The organism is Ruegeria sp. K7 (assembly GCF_056531785.1).
The window spans coordinates 213,387-232,240 of sequence record NZ_JBQFMJ010000005.1 but is presented as its reverse complement, the minus strand read 5'-3'; the positions used below and the strand labels follow the sequence as shown (position 1 = coordinate 232,240).

Genomic DNA, 18,854 nt, shown 5'->3' with positions numbered 1-18,854 from the left:
AAAGTCCTCTCTGCCTACAGTAAAAATTTGATCAAATTCCGTGACAAGACGCGCGGTCTCGACTACATCTCGGGAAACGAGAGTATTGGAGACCAAAATGGACCTGAGCGCCCTGCCCGGTTTTCGTGTTGCTGCCTGTGACCTTAACGGTCAGATGCGCGGCAAGCGCGTGCCGTCCTCTTACGCAGAAAAGCTGAACAAAGGCGCGGTCCGCATGCCGTTTTCGGCGCTGAATGTCGATCTTTGGGGCGCGGATATCGAAGGCAGTCCGCTAGTATTTGAATCCGGCGATGCCGATGGGATGCTTCTGCCGACCGATCGCGGACCGATTCCCATGCCCTGGCTTGATGCCGAAACCGCGCTGGTCCCGATGTCATTATATAATGACAAGTCAGAGCCATACGCAGGGGATCCCAGACATGCGCTTGCCGCAGTTCTGGCCGACTATGCAAAGCGCGGCTGGTCCGTGATCGCGGCAACTGAACTAGAGTTCACGCTGCTTGATGCATCGGGATCACAACCCGGAGCGCCTGCCAATCCGGTCACGGGTCGCAGATTGTGCGACGAGGCTGTCCTGTCCCTTGCGGAGTTGGACGCCTTTGATGCGTTCTTTACCGAGCTCTATGACGGTTGCGTGGCCATGGACATCCCCGCCCAAACCGCCATTTCCGAAAGCGGAATCGGCCAGTTCGAGATCAACCTGAACCATCAGGAGGCCATGCGCTGCGCCGATGACACGTGGCTGTTCAAGGCCTTGACCCGTGGACTGGCCCGCAAACACGGCTTTACGGCGACCTTCATGGCCAAACCTTATCCGCAAGACGCAGGCAACGGGATGCACGTCCATTTTTCGGTGGTCGATTCATCGGGCCGCAATGTGTTTGACAATGGTGGCCCCGATGGCAGCCACGAGTTGCACGCGGCTGTTGCAGGCTGTCTTGCCGCGATGCCGGGCAGTACGCTGGTTTTTGCCCCTCACGGAAACTCCTACACGCGCCTCGTGCCCGGGGCGCACGCTCCAACCGGGGCAAGCTGGGCTTATGAGAACCGAACCGCTGCCATCCGTATTCCCGGCGGCGCGCCGGTGGCACGTCGAATTGAACATCGCGTGGCTGGTGGCGACATCAACCCCTACCTGATGCTGACAGCTGTGTTGGGGGCAGCATTGGCCGGTATCGATGACGGGTTGCAGCCGCCCCCGCCGATTACCGGAAATGCCTATGAAATTGCCGGGCTACCGCAATTGGCAGGCGACTGGTCCTCGGCCATATCCGCGTTCGAGGCGGACCCGATGATCCGGCGTATCTTTCCCGCTGAACTGATCCGTAATCTTGTCATGACAAAACGGCAGGAGATCGCGCGGTTTTCCGAGCGCGCGCCAGAGACGCACTGGCTCAGTTACCTCGAGGCCGTATGACCCCCTTGCCCGCGATCAAGGACTCGCGTAGAATAAAATTTGATCAAATTTGGTGAATCATGAAAATCGGAATCCTAGTTACCGGCCACGCCCCTGAACAGCTGGCTGACGACTTCGGCGAATATGATGCGATGTTTCGCGCCCTGCTGGATGGTCATGACTTCGAATTCGTGACCTTCCCGGTGGTCGACAATCAGTTCCCGAAGGACGTCTCTCAGGCTGACGGTTGGATCATCACGGGATCGCGTCACGGCGCTTACGAAGATCATCCGTGGATACCCCCGCTTGAGGACCTGATCAGGGAAATCCAGAATTCCGGAAAGCCGCTGATCGGCGTGTGCTTTGGCCACCAGATCATCGCCCAGGCGCTGGGTGGAACGGTAGAAAAGTTCCAGGGCGGCTGGGCTGTCGGACGCACGGATTATGAACTGGACGGCGAGACGGTTTCCCTGAACGCCTGGCATCAGGATCAGGTAACCCGGTTGCCCGAAGGCGCACGCGTGGTTGGTCAGAACGGGTTCTGCCGCAACGCAATGATCGCTTACGGAGACACGATCTGGACGGTGCAGGCGCATCCCGAATACTCCGATGACTTTATCGAGGGCCTGATGAGGACGCGCGGAAAAGGCGTGGTCCCGGACCCCATTTTGCAGGATGCGGCCAACCGCACGCGCGGACCGATCGATAATCCCGCAATTGGCCGTCAGATGGCAGAATTCCTGAAGAAAGAGAGGGCCTGATGGCCGACTGGAAAAATCAGCTGCCAGAGGCAGCGCGCGAGTATATTGAAGGCCAACGTCTGGATGAGGTCGAGTGCATTATCTCGGATCTGCCGGGGATTGCCCGCGGCAAGGCCGTGCCTGCATCAAAATTTGCCAAGCAATCCTATTTTCATCTGCCCGACAGTATCTTCTATCAGACGATCACGGGTGACTGGGGCGAGGCAGCGGGCGAAGATGGCTTCATCGAACGCGACATGATCCTCAAGCCGGATTTCTCGACCGCTTCGGCGGCGCCCTGGACGGGTGACTGGACGCTACAGGTTATCCATGACGCCTATGACCGGGACGACAATCCGATCCCGTACAGCCCGCGCAATGTGCTGAAACGCGTCGTGCAGCTTTATCATGACCGGGGCTGGAAGCCGGTCGTCGCACCCGAGATGGAGTTCTTTCTGGTCGCCCCCAACGTCGATCCGGCGCAGGAAATCAAGCCGATGATGGGCCGTTCGGGCCGTCCGGCTGCAGCGCGGCAGGCATATTCGATGACTGCGGTGGACGAGTTCGGCCCCGTGATCGACGACATCTATGACTTTGCCGAACATCAGGGATTCGAAATCGACGGCATCACGCAAGAAGGCGGCGCGGGCCAGTTAGAGATCAACCTGCGTCACGGCAGCCCGGTGAAACTGGCCGATGAGGTTTTCTACTTCAAACGCCTGATCCGCGAAGCTGCACTGCGTCACAACTGCTTTGCGACCTTCATGGCCAAACCCATCGAGGACGAACCGGGCTCGGCGATGCATATCCACCACTCGATCATTGATATCGAAACCGGTGAGAACATCTTTTCCGGGCCGCAGGGGGGCGAGACGGACGCGTTCTATCATTACATCGCCGGATTGCAGAACCACCTGCCCGCCGGTCTGGCCGTCATGGCGCCCTACGTGAATTCCTATCGCCGTTATGTGAAGGACCACGCCGCCCCGATCAATCTGGAATGGGCGCGTGACAATCGGACGACGGGCATCCGTGTTCCGCTGTCCAGCCCCGAAGCGCGTCGCGTTGAGAACCGCATCGCAGGTATGGATTGCAACCCCTACCTGGGCATCGCCCTGTCTTTGGCCTGTGGGTATCTGGGACTGACACAGCAGGAACGGCCCCGGCGCCAGTTCTACGGCGACGCCTATGAAGGCGACGGTGACATCCCGCAAGTCATGGGCAGTGCGCTGGATCTGTTTGACAAGGCCACAGCCCTGCACGAGGTTCTGGGACCGGAATTCGCCCGCGTCTACAGCATCGTCAAACAGGCGGAATACGAAGAATTTCTGCAGGTGATTTCCCCGTGGGAGCGCGAGCATCTTCTGCTGAACGTCTAAGGTACTTGCGCGATGAACCTGCTCTATTCCAATGACCGCAAGGCGGAATACCCGCCCAGCTGGTATGCCGCGACCGCACATGCGGCTGATCCTAACCCTGCCCTGACCGGCGATTGCACCGCGGATGTCTGTGTTGTCGGCGGCGGATACACCGGCCTGTCGGCGGCGCTGCATCTGGCTGAAGCCGGATTTGACGTCGTTCTGCTGGAAGCGCACCGCGTTGGCTTCGGTGCCTCGGGGCGCAACGGCGGCCAGTTGGGCAGCGCGCAGCGAATGAATCAGGAAGATCTGGAGCGCCTGGTCGGCGATGATGACGCCGCCAAGCTTTGGGATCTTGCCGAAGACGCCAAGGATCTGGTCAAGTCCCTGATCTCCAAACACCGGATTCAATGCGACCTGAAGCCAGGAATCGCCAATCTGGGGCTAAGCAAATCAGATCGGGTCGGACTGCACTCTCATGCGGAACACCTGTCCAAGCGGTATGGATATGACGAGATACAGTTGCTGGACCGCGAGGCCGGCCATACGCTCTGCCCTTCTCCGACTTATCAGGGCGGGTATCTGGACATGGGGGCAGCGCATCTGCACCCCCTGAACTACGCCTTGGGACTTGCGCAGGCGGCCCGAAAAGCGGGTGTTCGCATCTACGAGAGGACCGAGGTCCTGAATATCTCGGATGGTAATGGCGCAAGTCTTCGGACGGCACAGGGAACAGTCAAGGCTGACCACGTCATACTGGCCTGTAATGGCTATCTCGGTGATCTGAATCGCAAGGTTGCCGAACGTGTCATGCCCATCAACAATTTCATAGCGGCCACCGAACCGCTGGGAGACGACGCCGCGCGCGTCCTGACGCGGGATGTGGCCGTTGCCGACACAAAATTCGTTGTGAACTATTTCCGGCTCAGCGCGGATGGCCGCCTTTTGTTTGGCGGCGGCGAAAGCTATGGCTATCGCTTTCCCACTGATATTGCAGCAAAAGTCCGAAAACCGATGGTCGAGATTTTCCCGCATCTGAAAGATGTCAGGATCGATTACGCCTGGGGTGGAACACTGGCCATAACGATGCGTCGGATGCCTTATCTGGCGCGCCTTGCCCCGAATATCCTGTCTGCCTCAGGCTACTCAGGTCACGGGGTAGGCACGGCCACCCATGCTGGTCAGCTGATGGCTCTGGCCATTCAGGGACAGGCCGAAGGATTCGATACGATGGCGCGCGTTCCCGCCCAACCGTTTCCCGGCGGCCCTGCCCTGCGTAGCCCGCTACTGGTTCTTGCCATGACGTGGTTCGCCTTGCGCGACCGTCTGGGCCTTTAGTCTGATCTGGGGGTCAGGTCCGACTAAACTTGCGACAATTTGGTGAAATTTCGCCGACGGGCGATTACGCTCTTGGCTTGCCGGCGTTGTGAATTTATATTTACAAAAGTTAGAATTCAGGAAAACCAAATATGTCGCTGCCACCCAATGTTCACGAAGCCGAACCCATCCCCGCAGCCGCGCGCGAAGCGATTGATGCGCTGATGCAATCCGGTGACCTGTTTCGCTACACAGCACCCCAGGATTCACCCGTCGCACTGCTAGAAGCGGAATTTGCCGCGCTTTTGGGATCCAAATACGCTTTGGCGGTTTCATCCTGCTCGGCCGCACTGTTCCTGTCCCTGAAGGCGCTGGGTTTGCCACGGGACGCGCGGGTGCTGATACCCGGCTTCACCTTTGCCGCAGTGCCATCTTCCATCGTTCATGCCGACTGCGTCCCTGTCCTGTGCGAGGTTGGAGAAAACTACCGCATAGACCTAAAGGATTTTGAGGCCAAGCTGGACGGAGTTCAGGCTGTCATCATCAGCCACATGCGCGGCCATACCTCGGATATGGATGCCATTATGGAGCTGTGCGATGCCCGCGACGTCCCTGTAATCGAGGATGCGGCCCACTCGCTTGGCACCACCTGGCACGGCCGCAACATCGGAACGATCGGCAAGATGGGCTGTTTCTCGTTCCAGTCCTACAAGATGATCAACGCGGGCGAAGGCGGTATTCTGATCACCGATGATGCCGATCTGGTGGCGCAGGCCGTTATCATGTCGGGTGCCTATGAGCATAACTGGAAAAAGCATAAAACCCCGCATGGCGACAACTCGCCCGAGTTGGAACTAGCCTTTGCACGTTGGCAGAACCGGTTGCCGCTATACAACCTGCGCATGAGCAACCTCAGCGCCGCCGTTATCCGCCCGCAAATTCCGGAACTGGCCCGTCGTGTCCGGGACGGTCTGGCAAATCACGACTACGTGGCGGATCGTCTGAACGCGTCACCCAACATTTCCGTGCCCGCCCCGCTTGATCCTGAAAAGCGCGCACCGGATTCAATTCAGTTCAACCTTGTCGGCATGAACGAGGACGAGATCCGCGCCTTTGCAACCGCAGCAGAGTCTCGCGGTGTGAAAGTGCAGGTTTTTGGCCTGAGCGAGGACAACGCGCGCGCGTTCTGGAACTGGCAGTTCTTGCCGGAAACGTTCGACCTGCCGGAAACCCGGGCAATGCTGATGAAAGCTTGCGATGTTCGACTGCCCGTGCGCCTGACCCGTGAAGAACTGGATGTGATCGCGGATATCCTGCTGGCTTCGGTCGGTGACGTGACAGCGCCGGCGATGGCCTTTGGAACCTGAAAAACCAAAAGGCCCGCCTCTGGCGGGCCTTGTTGGCTTCCGGTCTTCACCCTCAGTTCAGTTTGGATAGTTTTTTCTGCAGCTCAGCCAGCTGCTTTTTGATCTCATCCAGGTCTTCTTTAGGCTCTTCCTTCGCCTCGTCGTCCTGGGTCGGCGCCGACCACCCGCCCGACAATCCGCTGGTCATCGCCTTCAGGAAAGCCTGCTGCTGCGCCTGCATCGCCTCAAACCCTGGCATGTTGCTCATGGGGTTCATGGCGTTCATGTTTTCCATCATCTTGCTTTGGCTTTCGCGCAGCATTTCGAACGAGCTTTGCAGAAATTGCGGCATCATGCCCCCACCGGGCACCATGTAGCTGCGCACAAGATCGTTCAGCACGTTTACCGGCAGAACGTTTTCACCCCGGCTTTCATGTTCAGCGATGATTTGCAGCAGGTATTGCCGCGTCAGGTCGTCCCCGGATTTCAGGTCGATTATCTGAACTTCGCGGCCATCCCGGATAAATCCGGCGATATCTTCAAGTGTTACGTAGTCGCTGGTCTCGGTGTTATACAGCCGGCGACTGGCATAGCGCTTGATCAATAACGGTTTTTCTTGGTCCGACACCCTTTACCCTCCCCAAGGATGATGCGTTGCAGCACAGGTTATGCGAGTGCAGCACAAAAAGAAAGGGCAGGTCAATCGACCTGCCCAGCGCGATGGCACCAAATGGGAGGAGAGGGTGCGCCTCGCGGACGTTCTTACTTGGCAGCGGTTGCCTTTTTGGCCGCAGCAGTCACGTCGTTGGTGGCTTTCTTGACAGCCGAGCTTGCTTCTTCAGCAGCTTCTTTGCCGGCAGCCATCAGCAGTTCGACGGTTTCGCTCTGCAGTTTCTTGGCGATTTCAGCGAAAGCAGCCATGTTTTCAGCAGCAACTTCAGCCGAAGCGCTGGCGAAATCGGTTGCGGCTTTTGCGTAGTCGGCAGGCTCTGCCTTTGCTTTCGACATTTCGGTCAGTTTGGCCAGAGTGTCTTTGGTCCATTTGCTGGAGATTTCTGCCGATTTTTCAGCAGCTTCCAGAGCAACGCCCGACAGCTTTTCGTTCAGCGAAGCGGTCGATTTGAACGCGTCTTCCAGTGCGGTTGTGTCAACCGGGAATGCACCCATCATGTCTTTCATGACGGCGGTAAAATCCTGAGTCTTTGCCATTGTCTTAATCCTCTTTGCTGGACCGGGCCCACCCCGGCGTTCGTCAGCTTGAGGACAATATGCTTTCTGCATCGCAGCATTTCAAGTTCTTTTTGCTGCGATGCAGAAAAAATTTAGTTTCAGAATGAAATCAGCGATTTGCCTTGACCAGAACATAGGTCCCTGGGGCCGGACACAGGCTCGGATGTTTCGAATCGCCCGTTTCGCGGGCCGGTATCTGTTTGCCAGACCACTTTCTTAGCCAGGCTTCCCACATCGGCCACCAGGATCCTTCGTGAAAATCCGCTTCTTTCAACCAGGTGTCCGCGTCCGTCTTCAGGTCCGGGTTCGTATAGTGCCCGTATTTCTTCTTGCTGGGCGGGTTCACAATTCCGGCAATATGACCGGATTCCGAAACAACAAAGGCTTTCGAGCGCGATCCCATCTGCTGAACACCGCGATAACAATCCTTCCAGGCTGCTATGTGGTCCGTCTCGCACGTGATGGCCATCAACGGGACATCCACGTCGCTGATATGCAGATTTTCGCCCAGCAGTTTGAACCCATCAGTAACAAATTCATTGTTCTGACAAAGCCCGCGCAGGTATTGGATTGCCATTCGGCCCGGCAGGTTTGCGCCGTCTCCGTTCCAATACAGCAAATCGAATGCCGGCGGTGTTTCACCCATCATGTAGCTGCGGATTGCAGGTGTGTAGATCAGATCCCGCGACCGCAGGAAGGACATTGTGCGTCCGATAATCCAGGCCTTTAGGATGCCATCCTTTGACACCTGATCCTCGATCCCGTCCACAAAATCGTTCTGCAGGAAAGGCGTGAACTCGCCCTGCTCTCCGAAATCGGTCAGCGTTGTAAAGAACGTGGCCGATTTGACCGATTTATCACCACGTTTCTTCAACAGCGAAAGCGTCAGGCTAAGCGTAGTGCCGGCAATGCAATAGCCCACGGCGTTGACCTGTTTGACCTTGCAGATATTCTTGGCCTCTTCGATGGCGGCCAGAAACCCTTCTTCGATATAGTCCTCAAGTCCGATATCGGCATGTGAACTGTCTGCGTTGACCCAACTGACGACAAACAGGGTATAGCCCTGCTCTGTCACCCACTTGATCAGGCTGTTCTGCGCTTTCAGGTCCAGGATATAAAACTTGTTGATCCAGGGCGGGAACAGGACAATGGGCGTTTCATGGACTGTTTCGGTCGATGGCTTGTACTGGATAAGCTCCATCATGCGGTTGCGAAACACCACATCGCCGGGCGTGGTCGCGATGTTTCCACCGATCTCAAACGCGCTCTCATCCGCCAGCCGAACCACAAGTTCGCCGTCGTTGGCCTCAAGATCTGCAACCAGGTTCTCCAACCCCTGGATCAGCGACTGTCCGTCGGTTTCGATGGCTTTCTCGAGTGCGTCCGGGTTGGTAGCCAGAAAGTTGGTCGGAGCCATCATGTCGATGATCTGACGAGAGAAGTAGGCCAGTCTGCGCTTGTCCTTGTCTTCAAGGTCTTCAACCGAGGCTACGGCTTGCGCGATCGCTTCGGCATTGGTCTGATACTGTTGACGGATAAAGCGGAAATAGGGGTTGTTCTCCCACATCGGGTTAGAAAACCGCCGGTCTTCGGGCAGTTTGTCTTCTGTATCAGGCTCACCTTTTGACAATACCTGCTGAGCTTCGGCAAAGTTCAGAACAGACTTGCCCCAGAACTCGATCTGATGCTCAAGCAGCTTGGCCGGGTTCTGCATCGCTTCGGCCCAATAGGCCGTTGCTGCTTTTGCAAAAAGCTCTTGATTCGGACCATCCAGGGCGGGGGTGTGCGACTTTTTTCCAGCCATCACTTCAACAAGCCGTTTCGAGAGGTCTTCGACTTTGGACAAATTTTCCTTAAGACGTTCAATATGTTCGTCCGACAGGTCCGGCGTATTGTCTTCGGTAGTTGTCATTATAAGGATTCCCCCCTAACGTCGCTGCTATGCAGAATAACGTCGTGAACGCGTAGCGCAAAGCGGCGAATGGTCCGAAATCTCAGGATAATACTCAGGAGGCCCGAATACATGCGCTATATGATGACGTATGACCTGATGGAAACCATGCGCAATACCAACCAATGGTTGGGTGCAACCGCCAGCGCCATGGCCTCTTATCCGCTTTTCGCAATGGCGCCGAGCCCTGCGTTCAGCATGATGGCTGCCTGGGGAGAGGTTACCGAACGGACGTTTCAGCGCATGGTCGTCAAGCCGGACTGGGGTATTCGGACCTTCACCTGCGAAGATGGCAAGGACCACCTTGTCGACATCACAACCGTCGTCGAACGCCCTTTTGGCGATCTGATCCATTTTCGGGTCAATGGTCGCGAAGAACAGCCGCGCAAGGTTCTGCTGGTGGCGCCGATGTCCGGGCACTACGCCACATTGCTGCGCTCGACCGTCAAAAGCCTGCTTGTAAATTGCGAAGTCTACATAACCGATTGGCATAACGCGCGTGATATCCCGGTGTCCGAAGGCAAATTCGATGTCGAGGATTACACGCTTTACCTTGTCGATTTCATGAAGGAACTGGGTCCGGACACACATGTTGTTGCCGTGTGTCAGCCCGCGCCGCTGACACTGGCCGCAACAGCCTATCTGGCGGAACATGATCCGAAGGCGCAGCCCAGCACACTGACGCTGATCGGCGGCCCGGTCGATCCGGATGCCACCCCGACCGAAGTTACCGATTTCGGGCGCAGGGTGACAATGGGCCAGCTGGAAGAGACAATGATCCAGCGCGTCGGTTTCAAATACAAGGGCGTCGGCCGCATGGTCTATCCCGGCCTGTTGCAACTGGCGTCGTTCATGTCGATGAACGCGGATCGTCACTCCAAGGCGTTTTCGGATCAGATTCAGCGAGTTATGCGCAACGAAGCCTCAGACCACGACGCCCATAACCGGTTCTATGATGAATACCTCGCAGTCATGGACATGACGGCCGAATTCTACCTGTCCACTGTAGAACGTGTTTTCAAGAACCGCGAAATTGCCCGAAATGAGTTCATTGTGGCCGGCCACAAGGTGGATATCGGGAAAATCACAGATGTCGCGGTCAAATCCGTTGAAGGGGCCAATGACGACATCTCGGCCCCCGGCCAGTGCATTGCGGCACTGGACCTGTGCACCGGTTTGCCGGACGGCAAGAAGGCCAGCCATGTCGAACCCGGGGCCGGTCACTACGGCATCTTTGCCGGGCGCAGCTGGCGCGACAATATCCGGCCCCTGGTGATCGACTTCATGAACGCCAACAGCCGCAAACCGCAACGCACGGCCGCAAACAAGAACAAAGTGGCCTGATCCTTAATTTCAGGCGGGCCGCCTTTTTCCAATCAGCGTCATATGTGACTGATCCGCGCCGGACGTGAAAGCCAGCACTGCAGTGCATCCGTTACGGCCTGCGGCGATTCCAGCATTGGCACATGCCCGGCGTCGTCAATCACCTGCAACTCGGCATTCGGAATGAGCTCGGTCATAAAGGCATGTTTTCGCACCGGTGTCAGCGTATCATGCACCCCACACAGGATCAGCGTCGGGACATTGATCCGCCGCAATGCACCCTGCTGATCCGGGCGGCGCTGAAGGGCGCGCTACTGGCGCACGAACAGGTCAGGACCCAATTCTACCGCCATCGTCAGAAGTTCATTCAGAATCGGGATGCGGTCGGGTCCCGGGGCCAGCGCATCCGAACCGATAACATCGCGCATGATGTCTTCAAGTCGCCCGGCCTGCGCACCCACTATCAGATCCTCGCGCGCTGCGGCCAATTGCGGGGTGTCTGCCTGCGCATCGGTCGACATCAAACACAGGCGCGAGACTCGCTCGGGCGCGCGGCGTATAACCTCAAGCGCAACGACGCCGCCCATGCTGAACCCGGCCAGCGCAAAACACCGAGGCAACACATCCAGAAGCGAAGAGGCTATCTCCTCAATCCGCTCACCGGTCGAGACCGGGGCCACGGTCACTGCACGCTCATGCGACAGGACAGTCATTTGCGACTGAAACAGCCGAGCGTCGCACATCAATCCAGGCAAGAATACCAGCGGCTCGATCACGCGGGGCCTCCATCCTTCCGCCAATCCCGGCGTCCCCGTTTCTTTCAGGATGGAAGTTTTGCAAGTGGCAGACAAGCCGTTTTTCAGGGGTATCGGATGGCCCGGAACCCGGGGAAATCACTGTAACGCCCGCGTCGTGTTTCGGCATCTTCTTCTGGCTCTGCACCGGGCCGCAACAGACATCCGCGTGGCGCGATGTAACTGTCGATCCGCCTTTGCGGCTTTGGTCGCCAAACCAGGTTAAAGGCGCACAGTTTCGGAAAAAACCAGATCTCCGAATAATCCAGATGATCATGTATCCACCAGGCCAGATCGCGCCAGTCCCGCCCTGCGTCATATTGATCCGCAAACCATGGAATGACGATGGACGCCCCGGCTATTCTGGCATCCCCGGTTCCAAGATCCCAGATGTGGCACTCCAACGGATGATCGTTCCGCGCGCAATTCAGCCGGTTTTCGTTCCCGAATCTGTTCAGAGACGGCGACCGGTATCCCGACCGAACGGCCACCCGGCCAAATGTTTCTTCCAGCGGGTCCAACAGGGACTGGCAAAACGCCCGGCCAGTCTCGATGGCCAGGTCCGGGTTGTCCGGCAGGTTCTGTTTTTCGTGGAAATTACTGATTTCGGAATACAGAAAATCACGCATGAAAAAATGCCGGGACAGGCGCACTCGGCCCAAGGTCTCAAGGCTCCACATGCTGCCCGGCTTGCGCATTCTCAACCTCCGCCCAAGGCATCGCGCCTGTGCCGACTTGGTGCTTCTCCCGGCATCATTCCACACCCAGCTCCTTTAGCCAGCCCAGTATGCCTGCGACGGTTACATCGGTCTGGCCGGGTGACATCAGACGTCCGGCAATCACGTGCGAAGACGGATCGTCCCCCGGCCCCGTCGTCACAAGATGTACTGTCGCGGGCGCGCCCCAGGCTTCTGCAACCCTATGTGTTCGGTCAGGCCGCACAACCTTATCGTCATCTGAAAACCAAAACAGAGCAGGAGTTTTTGCTTCTGCGAAGTCCAATTCATTAACAGCCTCGACCAGCACGGTCAGCGGCACCACCGCCTCCCACGGGTAGGATGTCGACCAGTATTTGTTCTTTTCCGGGTTCGGCCCTGACACATCCCTGTCCTGCCCCATGATCAGCGGCAACCAATGCCGGGCCCAAGGGAGGCCGGGAAGCCAAGCCGCCGTCGTGTTCACACCGAAATTAGGTGAGACAAAGACCAGACCCGCTACATCGCGGCTCAGATCCTCATCCAATGCGGCCGCCGCGGCCAAGGTGCCACCGGTCGAGGTCGAGATCACCACCACCCGGTCGCCCACCGCCCGCGCCGCCGCCAAACCTTCGGCGTAGTCCTGCATCCATCCCGAAGCCGTACCTTCGGCCATGGCGTCGCCGCTCCGCCCGTGACCTTGCAGACGCGTGTAGACCAGATTGGCCCCCAGCGCATCGGCCACCATATCCGGCACCGGGCGAATTTCTTCGGACGATGCCGAAAACCCGTGAACGTAAAGCACGGAAACAGGCGTTCGCTGCTCCTTATATCCGTCCTGCCAGATCACCCTCTTTTCAACACCCGGCACGATGTCGTCAAACGCAGACTCAGTGCTTTCGAAATAGACCTGCACGCCTTCGCCGAATTTCCTCGCATCAAAGTCTGGGTGCAGATTGACCTCTTCGCGGGGACCGAACCAATAGATCACCCCGCCGGCCAAAAGCACCACAATCAGAAAACGTCCCAGAAACCAGCCAAAACGCCGCATCAGCGATCCCCCATCACATCCAGCACCGCGTCTTCAATCAACCCCAGACAACGATCATCCGAGAACCTGTGATCGGCGTCCTTAACCAGCAACAGACGCATGTCCGGACTTTCCGCACGCTCCAGCAGACGCACGGCGGTTTCGGTCGATACGGCAGTGTCTGCCGTTCCCTGCAAAAAACGAACCGGAAAAGGCAAACGCAACGGATCGCGCAAAACCAGATGTTCCCTACCATCCACGATCATCCGCTTGGTGATGACATATGGCTCCATGTAGTCCGACGGCAGTTCGACGTGCCCAACCGTCTCAAGCGCCGTTTTCTGTTCGGCAGAGAATGAGGCCCAGTACCCGTCCTCGGTGAAATCCGGCGCGGCCGCGATTGTAACCATCCCGGCGATCCGGTCAGGCAAAATGCGCGCCAGCAGCAGGGCCTGCCAGCCCCCCATCGAAGATCCGACAACAATCAACGGTCCATCGGTCAACGCGGAAACCGAGGCCACGGTATCCTGATGCCAGTCGCCAATACATCCCTCCTCGAACGAGCCGGAGCTTTCCCCATGCCCGGAATAATCGAACCGCAGAAAGGACCGCCCCCGCGCGCGCGCCCATGCCTCCAGATGAACGGCCTTGGTGCCCTCCATATCCGACTTGAGCCCGCCCAGAAAAACTATGGTCGGCCCCGCGCCCTCGCTCTTGTGATAGGCCAGTCGGCGACCTTGCGCCGTTTCAAGAAATTCCGTCGCTGCCATGAAATCCTCGCTTCCTTGTCAGCATCATGCACGCCGCTCGCCCAAGCGCAATTCCCTGACCATTTCATCTTTTTGAAAATACTCCGGGGAGCGCGAGGGGCTGGCCCCTCGCCTGCACGGTGCTTGACACTCTGCCTTGCACCTGCCAAAGCAACCGCACACGCATAACCCGCAACCGGGCGTTCAGTGGGCGCCAAACCGACGAGGAGAGCCAGATCATGGCCCTGGATTCCCAATCCGTCTCACTCACCTTCCCCGATGGCAATGCACGTTCTTATGACGCAGGCGTAACGCCCGCGCAGGTGGCTGCCGATATCTCAACCTCACTGGCAAAAAAGGCCATCTCGGCCACTGTGAACGGCCAGCACTGGGACCTGCAATGGCCCATCGAAGCGGATGCCGACATCGCCATCCACACCATGAAGGACGAGATTCAGGCCAATGAACTGATCCGTCACGATCTGGCGCATATCATGGCCCGCGCCGTGCAGGAAATCTGGCCCGACACCAAAGTCACCATCGGCCCTGTCATTGAAAATGGCTGGTACTACGACTTTGACCGGGCGGAACCTTTCACGCCCGAAGACCTTGGCCTGATCGAGAAAAAGATGAAGGAAATCATCAACAAGCGCGACCCTGTGACCACCGAGGTCTGGGATCGTCAGCGTGCGATCGATTTCTACACCGCCAATGACGAGCCCTATAAGGTCGAACTGATCGACGCCATTCCGGGCGACGAACCGCTGCGCATGTACTGGCACGGCGACTGGCAGGACCTGTGCCGTGGCCCGCATCTGCAGCACACCGGACAGGTTCCGGGCGACGCGTTCAAGCTGATGTCCATCGCGGGCGCCTATTGGCGGGGCGACAGCAGCCGCGCGATGTTGCAGCGCATTTATGGCGTGGCCTTCACCGGCAAGGAAAAGCTCAAGGCCCACCTGCATATGCTGGAAGAAGCCGCCAAGCGGGACCACCGCAAGCTGGGCAAGGAGATGGACCTTTTCCATCTGCAACCCGAAGCACCGGGCCAGATCTTCTGGCACCCGAATGGCTGGACCATCTATACCCAGTTGCAGGACTACATGCGCCGTCAGCAGAAACGCGGCGGCTATGTCGAGGTGAACACGCCGCAGGTTGTGGACCGCAAGCTTTGGGAAGCCTCCGGCCACTGGGACAAATATCAGGAAAACATGTTCATCGTCGAAGTGGACGAGGAGCACGCGCGCGACAAGGCGATCAACGCGCTCAAGCCGATGAACTGCCCCTGCCACGTGGAGATCTTCAAACAGGGACTGAAATCCTATCGCGACCTGCCGCTGCGCATGGCCGAATTCGGATCGTGCAACCGGTACGAACCGTCGGGCGCGCTGCATGGCATCATGCGGGTACGCGGCTTCACCCAGGATGACGCGCATATCTTCTGCACCGAAGAGATGATCGCGGACGAGACCAAGCGGTTCCTCGACTTCCTGTCGAATGTCTACAGGGATCTCGGGTTCGAGAATTTCAAGGTCAAGTTCTCGGATCGCCCCGAGGTGCGTGCGGGCACGGATGAACAATGGGACAAGGCCGACGAGTTGCTGAAAGCCGCCTGCGATGCCGCAGGTTGTGCCTATGACCTGAACCCGGGCGAAGGCGCGTTCTATGGACCGAAGCTGGAGTTCGTTCTGACGGACGCCATCGGGCGCGACTGGCAGTGCGGCACCCTGCAGGTGGACTTCATCATCCCGGAACGTCTGGGCGCGACCTATATTGCGGCGGACGGGGAACGGCACACGCCGGTCATGCTGCACCGTGCCTGCCTCGGATCGTTCGAACGTTTCATCGGCATCCTGATTGAGGAACATGCGGGCAAGCTGCCGTTCTGGCTGGCACCACGTCAGGTCGTCGTGGCCTCGATCACTTCCGATGCGGACGATTATGTCCTGGAAGTTGTCGAAACGCTGAAAGCCGCCGGGGTCCGTGCCGAGGCCGACATCCGCAATGAAAAGATCAACTACAAGGTCCGCGAGCATTCGGTCGGCAAGGTGCCGGTCATTCTGGCCGTCGGACACCGGGAAGTTGATGAGGGTACTGTCAGCGTCCGGCGCCTGGGTGAAAAACAAACGCAGGTACAGTCACTTGATGCTGTAACAAAAGAGCTGGCTCAGGCCGCAACCGCGCCCGACCTGCTGTAACATTCGGCGGCAAATCGCCCTGAATCCGGCCCCACATCCGGGGCCGGATTGAAACAAAATCTAATTTTCATTTCAAAAACAATTTGTTAACCTGCAAGAGGGCATGACGCTCTTTGACGGGGTTGTGAGACACGGGCTCGTGAATTCAACTATGAGCTTCAAGCCACTACCTTTGTCATTGTCGAACACAGACATACGCAGTCACTAAAAGGATTAACGAGATGTCGAACACCGCAAAAACCCTTGTCATCGCAAGCGCAGTCGCAGCCGCTGTTTCTGGTGCCGCAACCACCGCAACAGCGCAAGCGAAAGAGAAATGCTATGGCGTTTCGCTGGCCGGTCAGAATGACTGCGCCGCAGGACCCGGCACCACCTGCGCGGGCACCTCGACCGTAGATTATCAGGGCAACGCATGGACCTTGGTTGACGCAGGCACCTGCGCCGATATCGAGCTGCCCAAAGCCGCTGATGGCGCGGCCCGCAAAGGTTCGCTGGAACCGCTCGAGCGTGATCTGCCGGCATAAGGCCAGCCACACGAGATTACCGGGGCGGGCAATGTCGCCCGCCCTTTTCGTCGTGATCAGGAAAAATGCTCATGCTGGATGATGCACTCAGATCAAACCGGTTGCCTGCGGCACCCGGTGTTGGCTACAAACCGCAACATTTTGCGCAAATCCTTGAACACGCGAAACCGGTGGCGTGGCTGGAAATCCATGCCGAGAATTATATGGGCGACGGCGGTCGCCCGCTGGCGCAGTTGCGTCACCTGTCCGAACAATTTCCCGTTTCCGTTCATGGCGTTGGCCTATCCATCGGTGGCGAAACGCCGCTGGACCCGGATCATCTGGCCCGCCTTAAACATCTGATCGGCTGGCTGAACCCCGCCAGCTTTTCCGAACATCTGGCCTGGTCCACGCATGACAGTCATTTTCTGAACGACCTGCTGCCCCTGCCCTATACTGATGCGACGCTGGATCGCGTCTGCGACCACATCGATCAGGTGCAGGGCACCGTTGGCCGCCAGATGCTGCTCGAGAACCCGTCCAGCTACCTGGCGTTCGAAGAAAGCACATGGTCCGAACCCGATTTCCTGCGCGAAATCACGCGTCGCACAGGCTGTGGCCTGCTGCTGGATGTGAACAACGTATTTGTATCTGCCACAAACCTGGATTTCTCGCCTCAGGGCTATATCGATGCCTATCCGCTGAACAAGGTCGGCGAGATCCATCTAGGCGGACATGATGAGGATGAAGACGACCACGGGCACCCGCTGTTGATCGACAGCCATGGGCGCGAAGTGGTCGATCCGGTCTGGGCGCTGCTGGATTATGTTCTCGAGCGTTCGGGCCCGAAACCCGTTCTGATAGAATGGGATACCGACGTCCCCGAATGGCCCGTTTTGCGCGCCGAAGCCGAACGCGCGCAGTCTGCGCTGGACCGGGTTCCGGCATGAGCGTTTCTCAGTCGGTCTTCCATTCCGCGTTGCTGGATGCGTCTGTTCCGGTTCCCCACGGGTTGCTTGACGCGGCGGACCAGCCCGCCGGGCGCAGGTTCAGCGTCTATCGCAATAATGTCGCCGTCTCGTTGACCGAAGCGTTACATCAGGCTTTTCCTGTCATCGCCAAGTTGCTGGGCGCGCAGAACATGGACGGTCTTGCCGGGATTTTCTTGAGACAGCACCCCCCGTCTTCCCCGTTGATGATGTTCTATGGCGAAGCGTTCCCCGGTTTTCTGGCTGATCTGCCGCAACTTGCCCATCTGGGATATCTGCCGGACATGGCGCGCCTGGAACTGTCTCTGCGCCGTTCCTACCACGCCGCCGACAGCACACCTGCGCCAGCTGACGCCCTGAATTTGCCACCCGAAGACGTTATGCAATCGCGGCTGAGCTTTGCTCCTGCGATGCAGGTCTTGCAATCGGAATGGCCGGTACACGCGATCTGGCGCTTCAATACTGAAGACAATGCCCCAAAACCCGAGCCCGGCCCGCAAGACGTTCTGATTTCGCGTCCCGAATATGACCCGATTCCGCATCTTTTGCCCGTGGGCGGCGCCAAGTGGATCAGCCATCTGCAAACAGGCGACACAATCGGTGAAGCGTATGAAAAAACGGCTGAAACCTGCCCCGAGTTCGATCTTGGAACCACACTGGCCATCCTATTGCAGGGCGGCGCAATAACCTCTGTGACTATTGAAAGGCTGGAGACATGACTGCTCTGATCTCAACCTACAACAACACGATGGAAAAGGTGGACCTGGCATCCAATTGGCTGACACCGACGCTGGCACGACTGGTGTTTGTCGCCGTCCTTCTGGTTTATTACTGGAACTCGGCGATGCTGAAGATCGATGGCTCGATCTTTTCGCCATCCGCAGGTGCCTTTGGCCAGATTTTCCCCAAGGCGGCCGAAGCCGTTCTGTATGATGTCAGCCAGATGACCTTTTTCCAGCGTATCGTGATCTTCTTTGGAACCGTCGCCGAGTTCGTTCTGCCGGCATTGTTGCTGGTCGGGCTGTTCACACGCCTGGCCGCACTTGGCATGATCGGGTTTGTGTGGGTGCAAACCCTGACCGACGTAACAGGCCATAACGTTCCGTTGGGCAGCCTGTTCGACAACGCCATCTCGCTGATGGATCAGCGTGTGATGTGGACCTTCATGTTCCTAGTCATTGTCATCAACGGCGCAGGTCCAATATCGCTGGATCGGCTGTTGCGACTGAAGTGAA

At 57.8% G+C, this 18,854-nt stretch carries 18 protein-coding genes and 1 pseudogene; 11 read left to right on the top strand and 8 right to left on the bottom strand.

Annotated elements, in window-relative coordinates; translation table 11 throughout:
- The first annotated feature begins 97 nt into the window (after positions 1 to 97).
- The 5 genes from ACR0FE_RS11545 to ACR0FE_RS11525 all read left to right on the top strand — a co-directional run bounded on the left by ACR0FE_RS11545 (position 98) and on the right by ACR0FE_RS11525 (position 6,178).
- Positions 98 to 1,417: a glutamine synthetase family protein gene (locus tag ACR0FE_RS11545; protein ID WP_170806403.1), complete on the top strand. Its 1,320-nt coding sequence runs from the start codon at positions 98 to 100 to the stop codon at positions 1,415 to 1,417.
- A 59-nt stretch (positions 1,418 to 1,476) separates the two neighbouring features.
- Positions 1,477 to 2,157, top strand: a complete 681-nt coding sequence (locus ACR0FE_RS11540) for a type 1 glutamine amidotransferase (RefSeq protein WP_480912830.1) — start codon at positions 1,477 to 1,479, stop codon at positions 2,155 to 2,157.
- Complete coding sequence (locus tag ACR0FE_RS11535; RefSeq protein ID WP_480912829.1) at positions 2,157 to 3,515, top strand: glutamine synthetase family protein; 1,359 nt, start codon at positions 2,157 to 2,159, stop codon at positions 3,513 to 3,515. The genes ACR0FE_RS11540 and ACR0FE_RS11535 overlap by 1 nt, the downstream gene beginning before the upstream one ends.
- Before the next feature lie 12 nt (positions 3,516 to 3,527).
- Complete coding sequence (locus ACR0FE_RS11530; protein WP_480912828.1) at positions 3,528 to 4,832, top strand: NAD(P)/FAD-dependent oxidoreductase; 1,305 nt, start codon at positions 3,528 to 3,530, stop codon at positions 4,830 to 4,832.
- Positions 4,833 to 4,963: 131 nt separating this feature from the next.
- Positions 4,964 to 6,178, top strand: coding sequence for a DegT/DnrJ/EryC1/StrS family aminotransferase (locus ACR0FE_RS11525; RefSeq protein WP_480912827.1), 1,215 nt, complete (start codon positions 4,964 to 4,966; stop codon positions 6,176 to 6,178).
- 52 nt (positions 6,179 to 6,230) lie between these two features.
- Here ACR0FE_RS11525 and phaR read toward each other — a convergent pair whose 3' ends face one another.
- From phaR to ACR0FE_RS11510, 3 genes are all read right to left on the bottom strand, one after another.
- Positions 6,231 to 6,785, bottom strand: coding sequence for a polyhydroxyalkanoate synthesis repressor PhaR (phaR, locus tag ACR0FE_RS11520; protein WP_170614643.1), 555 nt, complete (start codon positions 6,783 to 6,785; stop codon positions 6,231 to 6,233).
- Positions 6,786 to 6,919: 134 nt separating this feature from the next.
- Complete coding sequence (locus ACR0FE_RS11515; RefSeq protein WP_170614642.1) at positions 6,920 to 7,366, bottom strand: phasin family protein; 447 nt, start codon at positions 7,364 to 7,366, stop codon at positions 6,920 to 6,922.
- Between the two features lie 130 nt (positions 7,367 to 7,496).
- Positions 7,497 to 9,299 carry a PHA/PHB synthase family protein gene (locus ACR0FE_RS11510; RefSeq protein ID WP_480912826.1) on the bottom strand — a complete coding sequence of 601 codons (1,803 nt, stop codon included), beginning with the start codon at positions 9,297 to 9,299 and terminating at the stop codon, positions 7,497 to 7,499.
- 111 nt (positions 9,300 to 9,410) lie between these two features.
- On the opposite strand from ACR0FE_RS11510, the gene phaZ reads away from it, so the two are divergent.
- Positions 9,411 to 10,682, top strand: coding sequence for a polyhydroxyalkanoate depolymerase (phaZ, locus tag ACR0FE_RS11505; RefSeq protein ID WP_170680357.1), 1,272 nt, complete (start codon positions 9,411 to 9,413; stop codon positions 10,680 to 10,682).
- A 38-nt stretch (positions 10,683 to 10,720) separates the two neighbouring features.
- Here the strand turns inward: phaZ and ACR0FE_RS11500 are convergent.
- From ACR0FE_RS11500 to ACR0FE_RS11480, 5 genes and pseudogenes are all read right to left on the bottom strand, one after another.
- A pseudogene (locus ACR0FE_RS11500) lies at positions 10,721 to 10,942 on the bottom strand (alpha/beta fold hydrolase); the annotation flags it as partial.
- A 30-nt stretch (positions 10,943 to 10,972) separates the two neighbouring features.
- Positions 10,973 to 11,437 (bottom strand): alpha/beta hydrolase, encoded by a 465-nt coding sequence (locus tag ACR0FE_RS11495; protein ID WP_480912825.1) that lies wholly within the window; start codon positions 11,435 to 11,437, stop codon positions 10,973 to 10,975.
- Between the two features lie 83 nt (positions 11,438 to 11,520).
- Positions 11,521 to 12,135 carry a hypothetical protein gene (locus tag ACR0FE_RS11490; RefSeq protein WP_480912846.1) on the bottom strand — a complete coding sequence of 205 codons (615 nt, stop codon included), beginning with the start codon at positions 12,133 to 12,135 and terminating at the stop codon, positions 11,521 to 11,523.
- 73 nt (positions 12,136 to 12,208) lie between these two features.
- Entirely contained in the window at positions 12,209 to 13,201 is a 993-nt protein-coding gene (locus tag ACR0FE_RS11485) for an alpha/beta hydrolase (protein ID WP_480912824.1), read from the bottom strand.
- Positions 13,201 to 13,950, bottom strand: coding sequence for an alpha/beta fold hydrolase (locus tag ACR0FE_RS11480; RefSeq protein ID WP_480912823.1), 750 nt, complete (start codon positions 13,948 to 13,950; stop codon positions 13,201 to 13,203). The genes ACR0FE_RS11485 and ACR0FE_RS11480 overlap by 1 nt, the downstream gene beginning before the upstream one ends.
- Positions 13,951 to 14,168: 218 nt before the next feature.
- Here ACR0FE_RS11480 and thrS point away from each other — a divergent pair, with 218 nt between their 5' ends.
- From thrS to ACR0FE_RS11455, 5 genes are all read left to right on the top strand, one after another.
- The gene (thrS, locus tag ACR0FE_RS11475) at positions 14,169 to 16,127 is read left to right on the top strand and encodes a threonine--tRNA ligase (RefSeq protein WP_480912822.1); all 1,959 of its coding nucleotides are present in this window, start codon (positions 14,169 to 14,171) and stop codon (positions 16,125 to 16,127) included.
- A gap of 221 nt (positions 16,128 to 16,348) precedes the next feature.
- Entirely contained in the window at positions 16,349 to 16,651 is a 303-nt protein-coding gene (locus tag ACR0FE_RS11470; protein WP_170614635.1) for a BufA1 family periplasmic bufferin-type metallophore, read from the top strand.
- Positions 16,652 to 16,722: 71 nt separating this feature from the next.
- Positions 16,723 to 17,580 (top strand): MNIO family bufferin maturase, encoded by an 858-nt coding sequence (gene bufB, locus ACR0FE_RS11465; protein ID WP_480912821.1) that lies wholly within the window; start codon positions 16,723 to 16,725, stop codon positions 17,578 to 17,580.
- The gene (locus ACR0FE_RS11460; protein WP_480912820.1) at positions 17,577 to 18,338 is read left to right on the top strand and encodes an HvfC/BufC family peptide modification chaperone; all 762 of its coding nucleotides are present in this window, start codon (positions 17,577 to 17,579) and stop codon (positions 18,336 to 18,338) included. Before bufB ends, ACR0FE_RS11460 begins: the two co-directional genes overlap by 4 nt.
- Positions 18,335 to 18,853, top strand: a complete 519-nt coding sequence (locus ACR0FE_RS11455; protein WP_170680379.1) for a DoxX family protein — start codon at positions 18,335 to 18,337, stop codon at positions 18,851 to 18,853. The genes ACR0FE_RS11460 and ACR0FE_RS11455 overlap by 4 nt, the downstream gene beginning before the upstream one ends.
- Position 18,854: the final 1 nt, after the last annotated feature.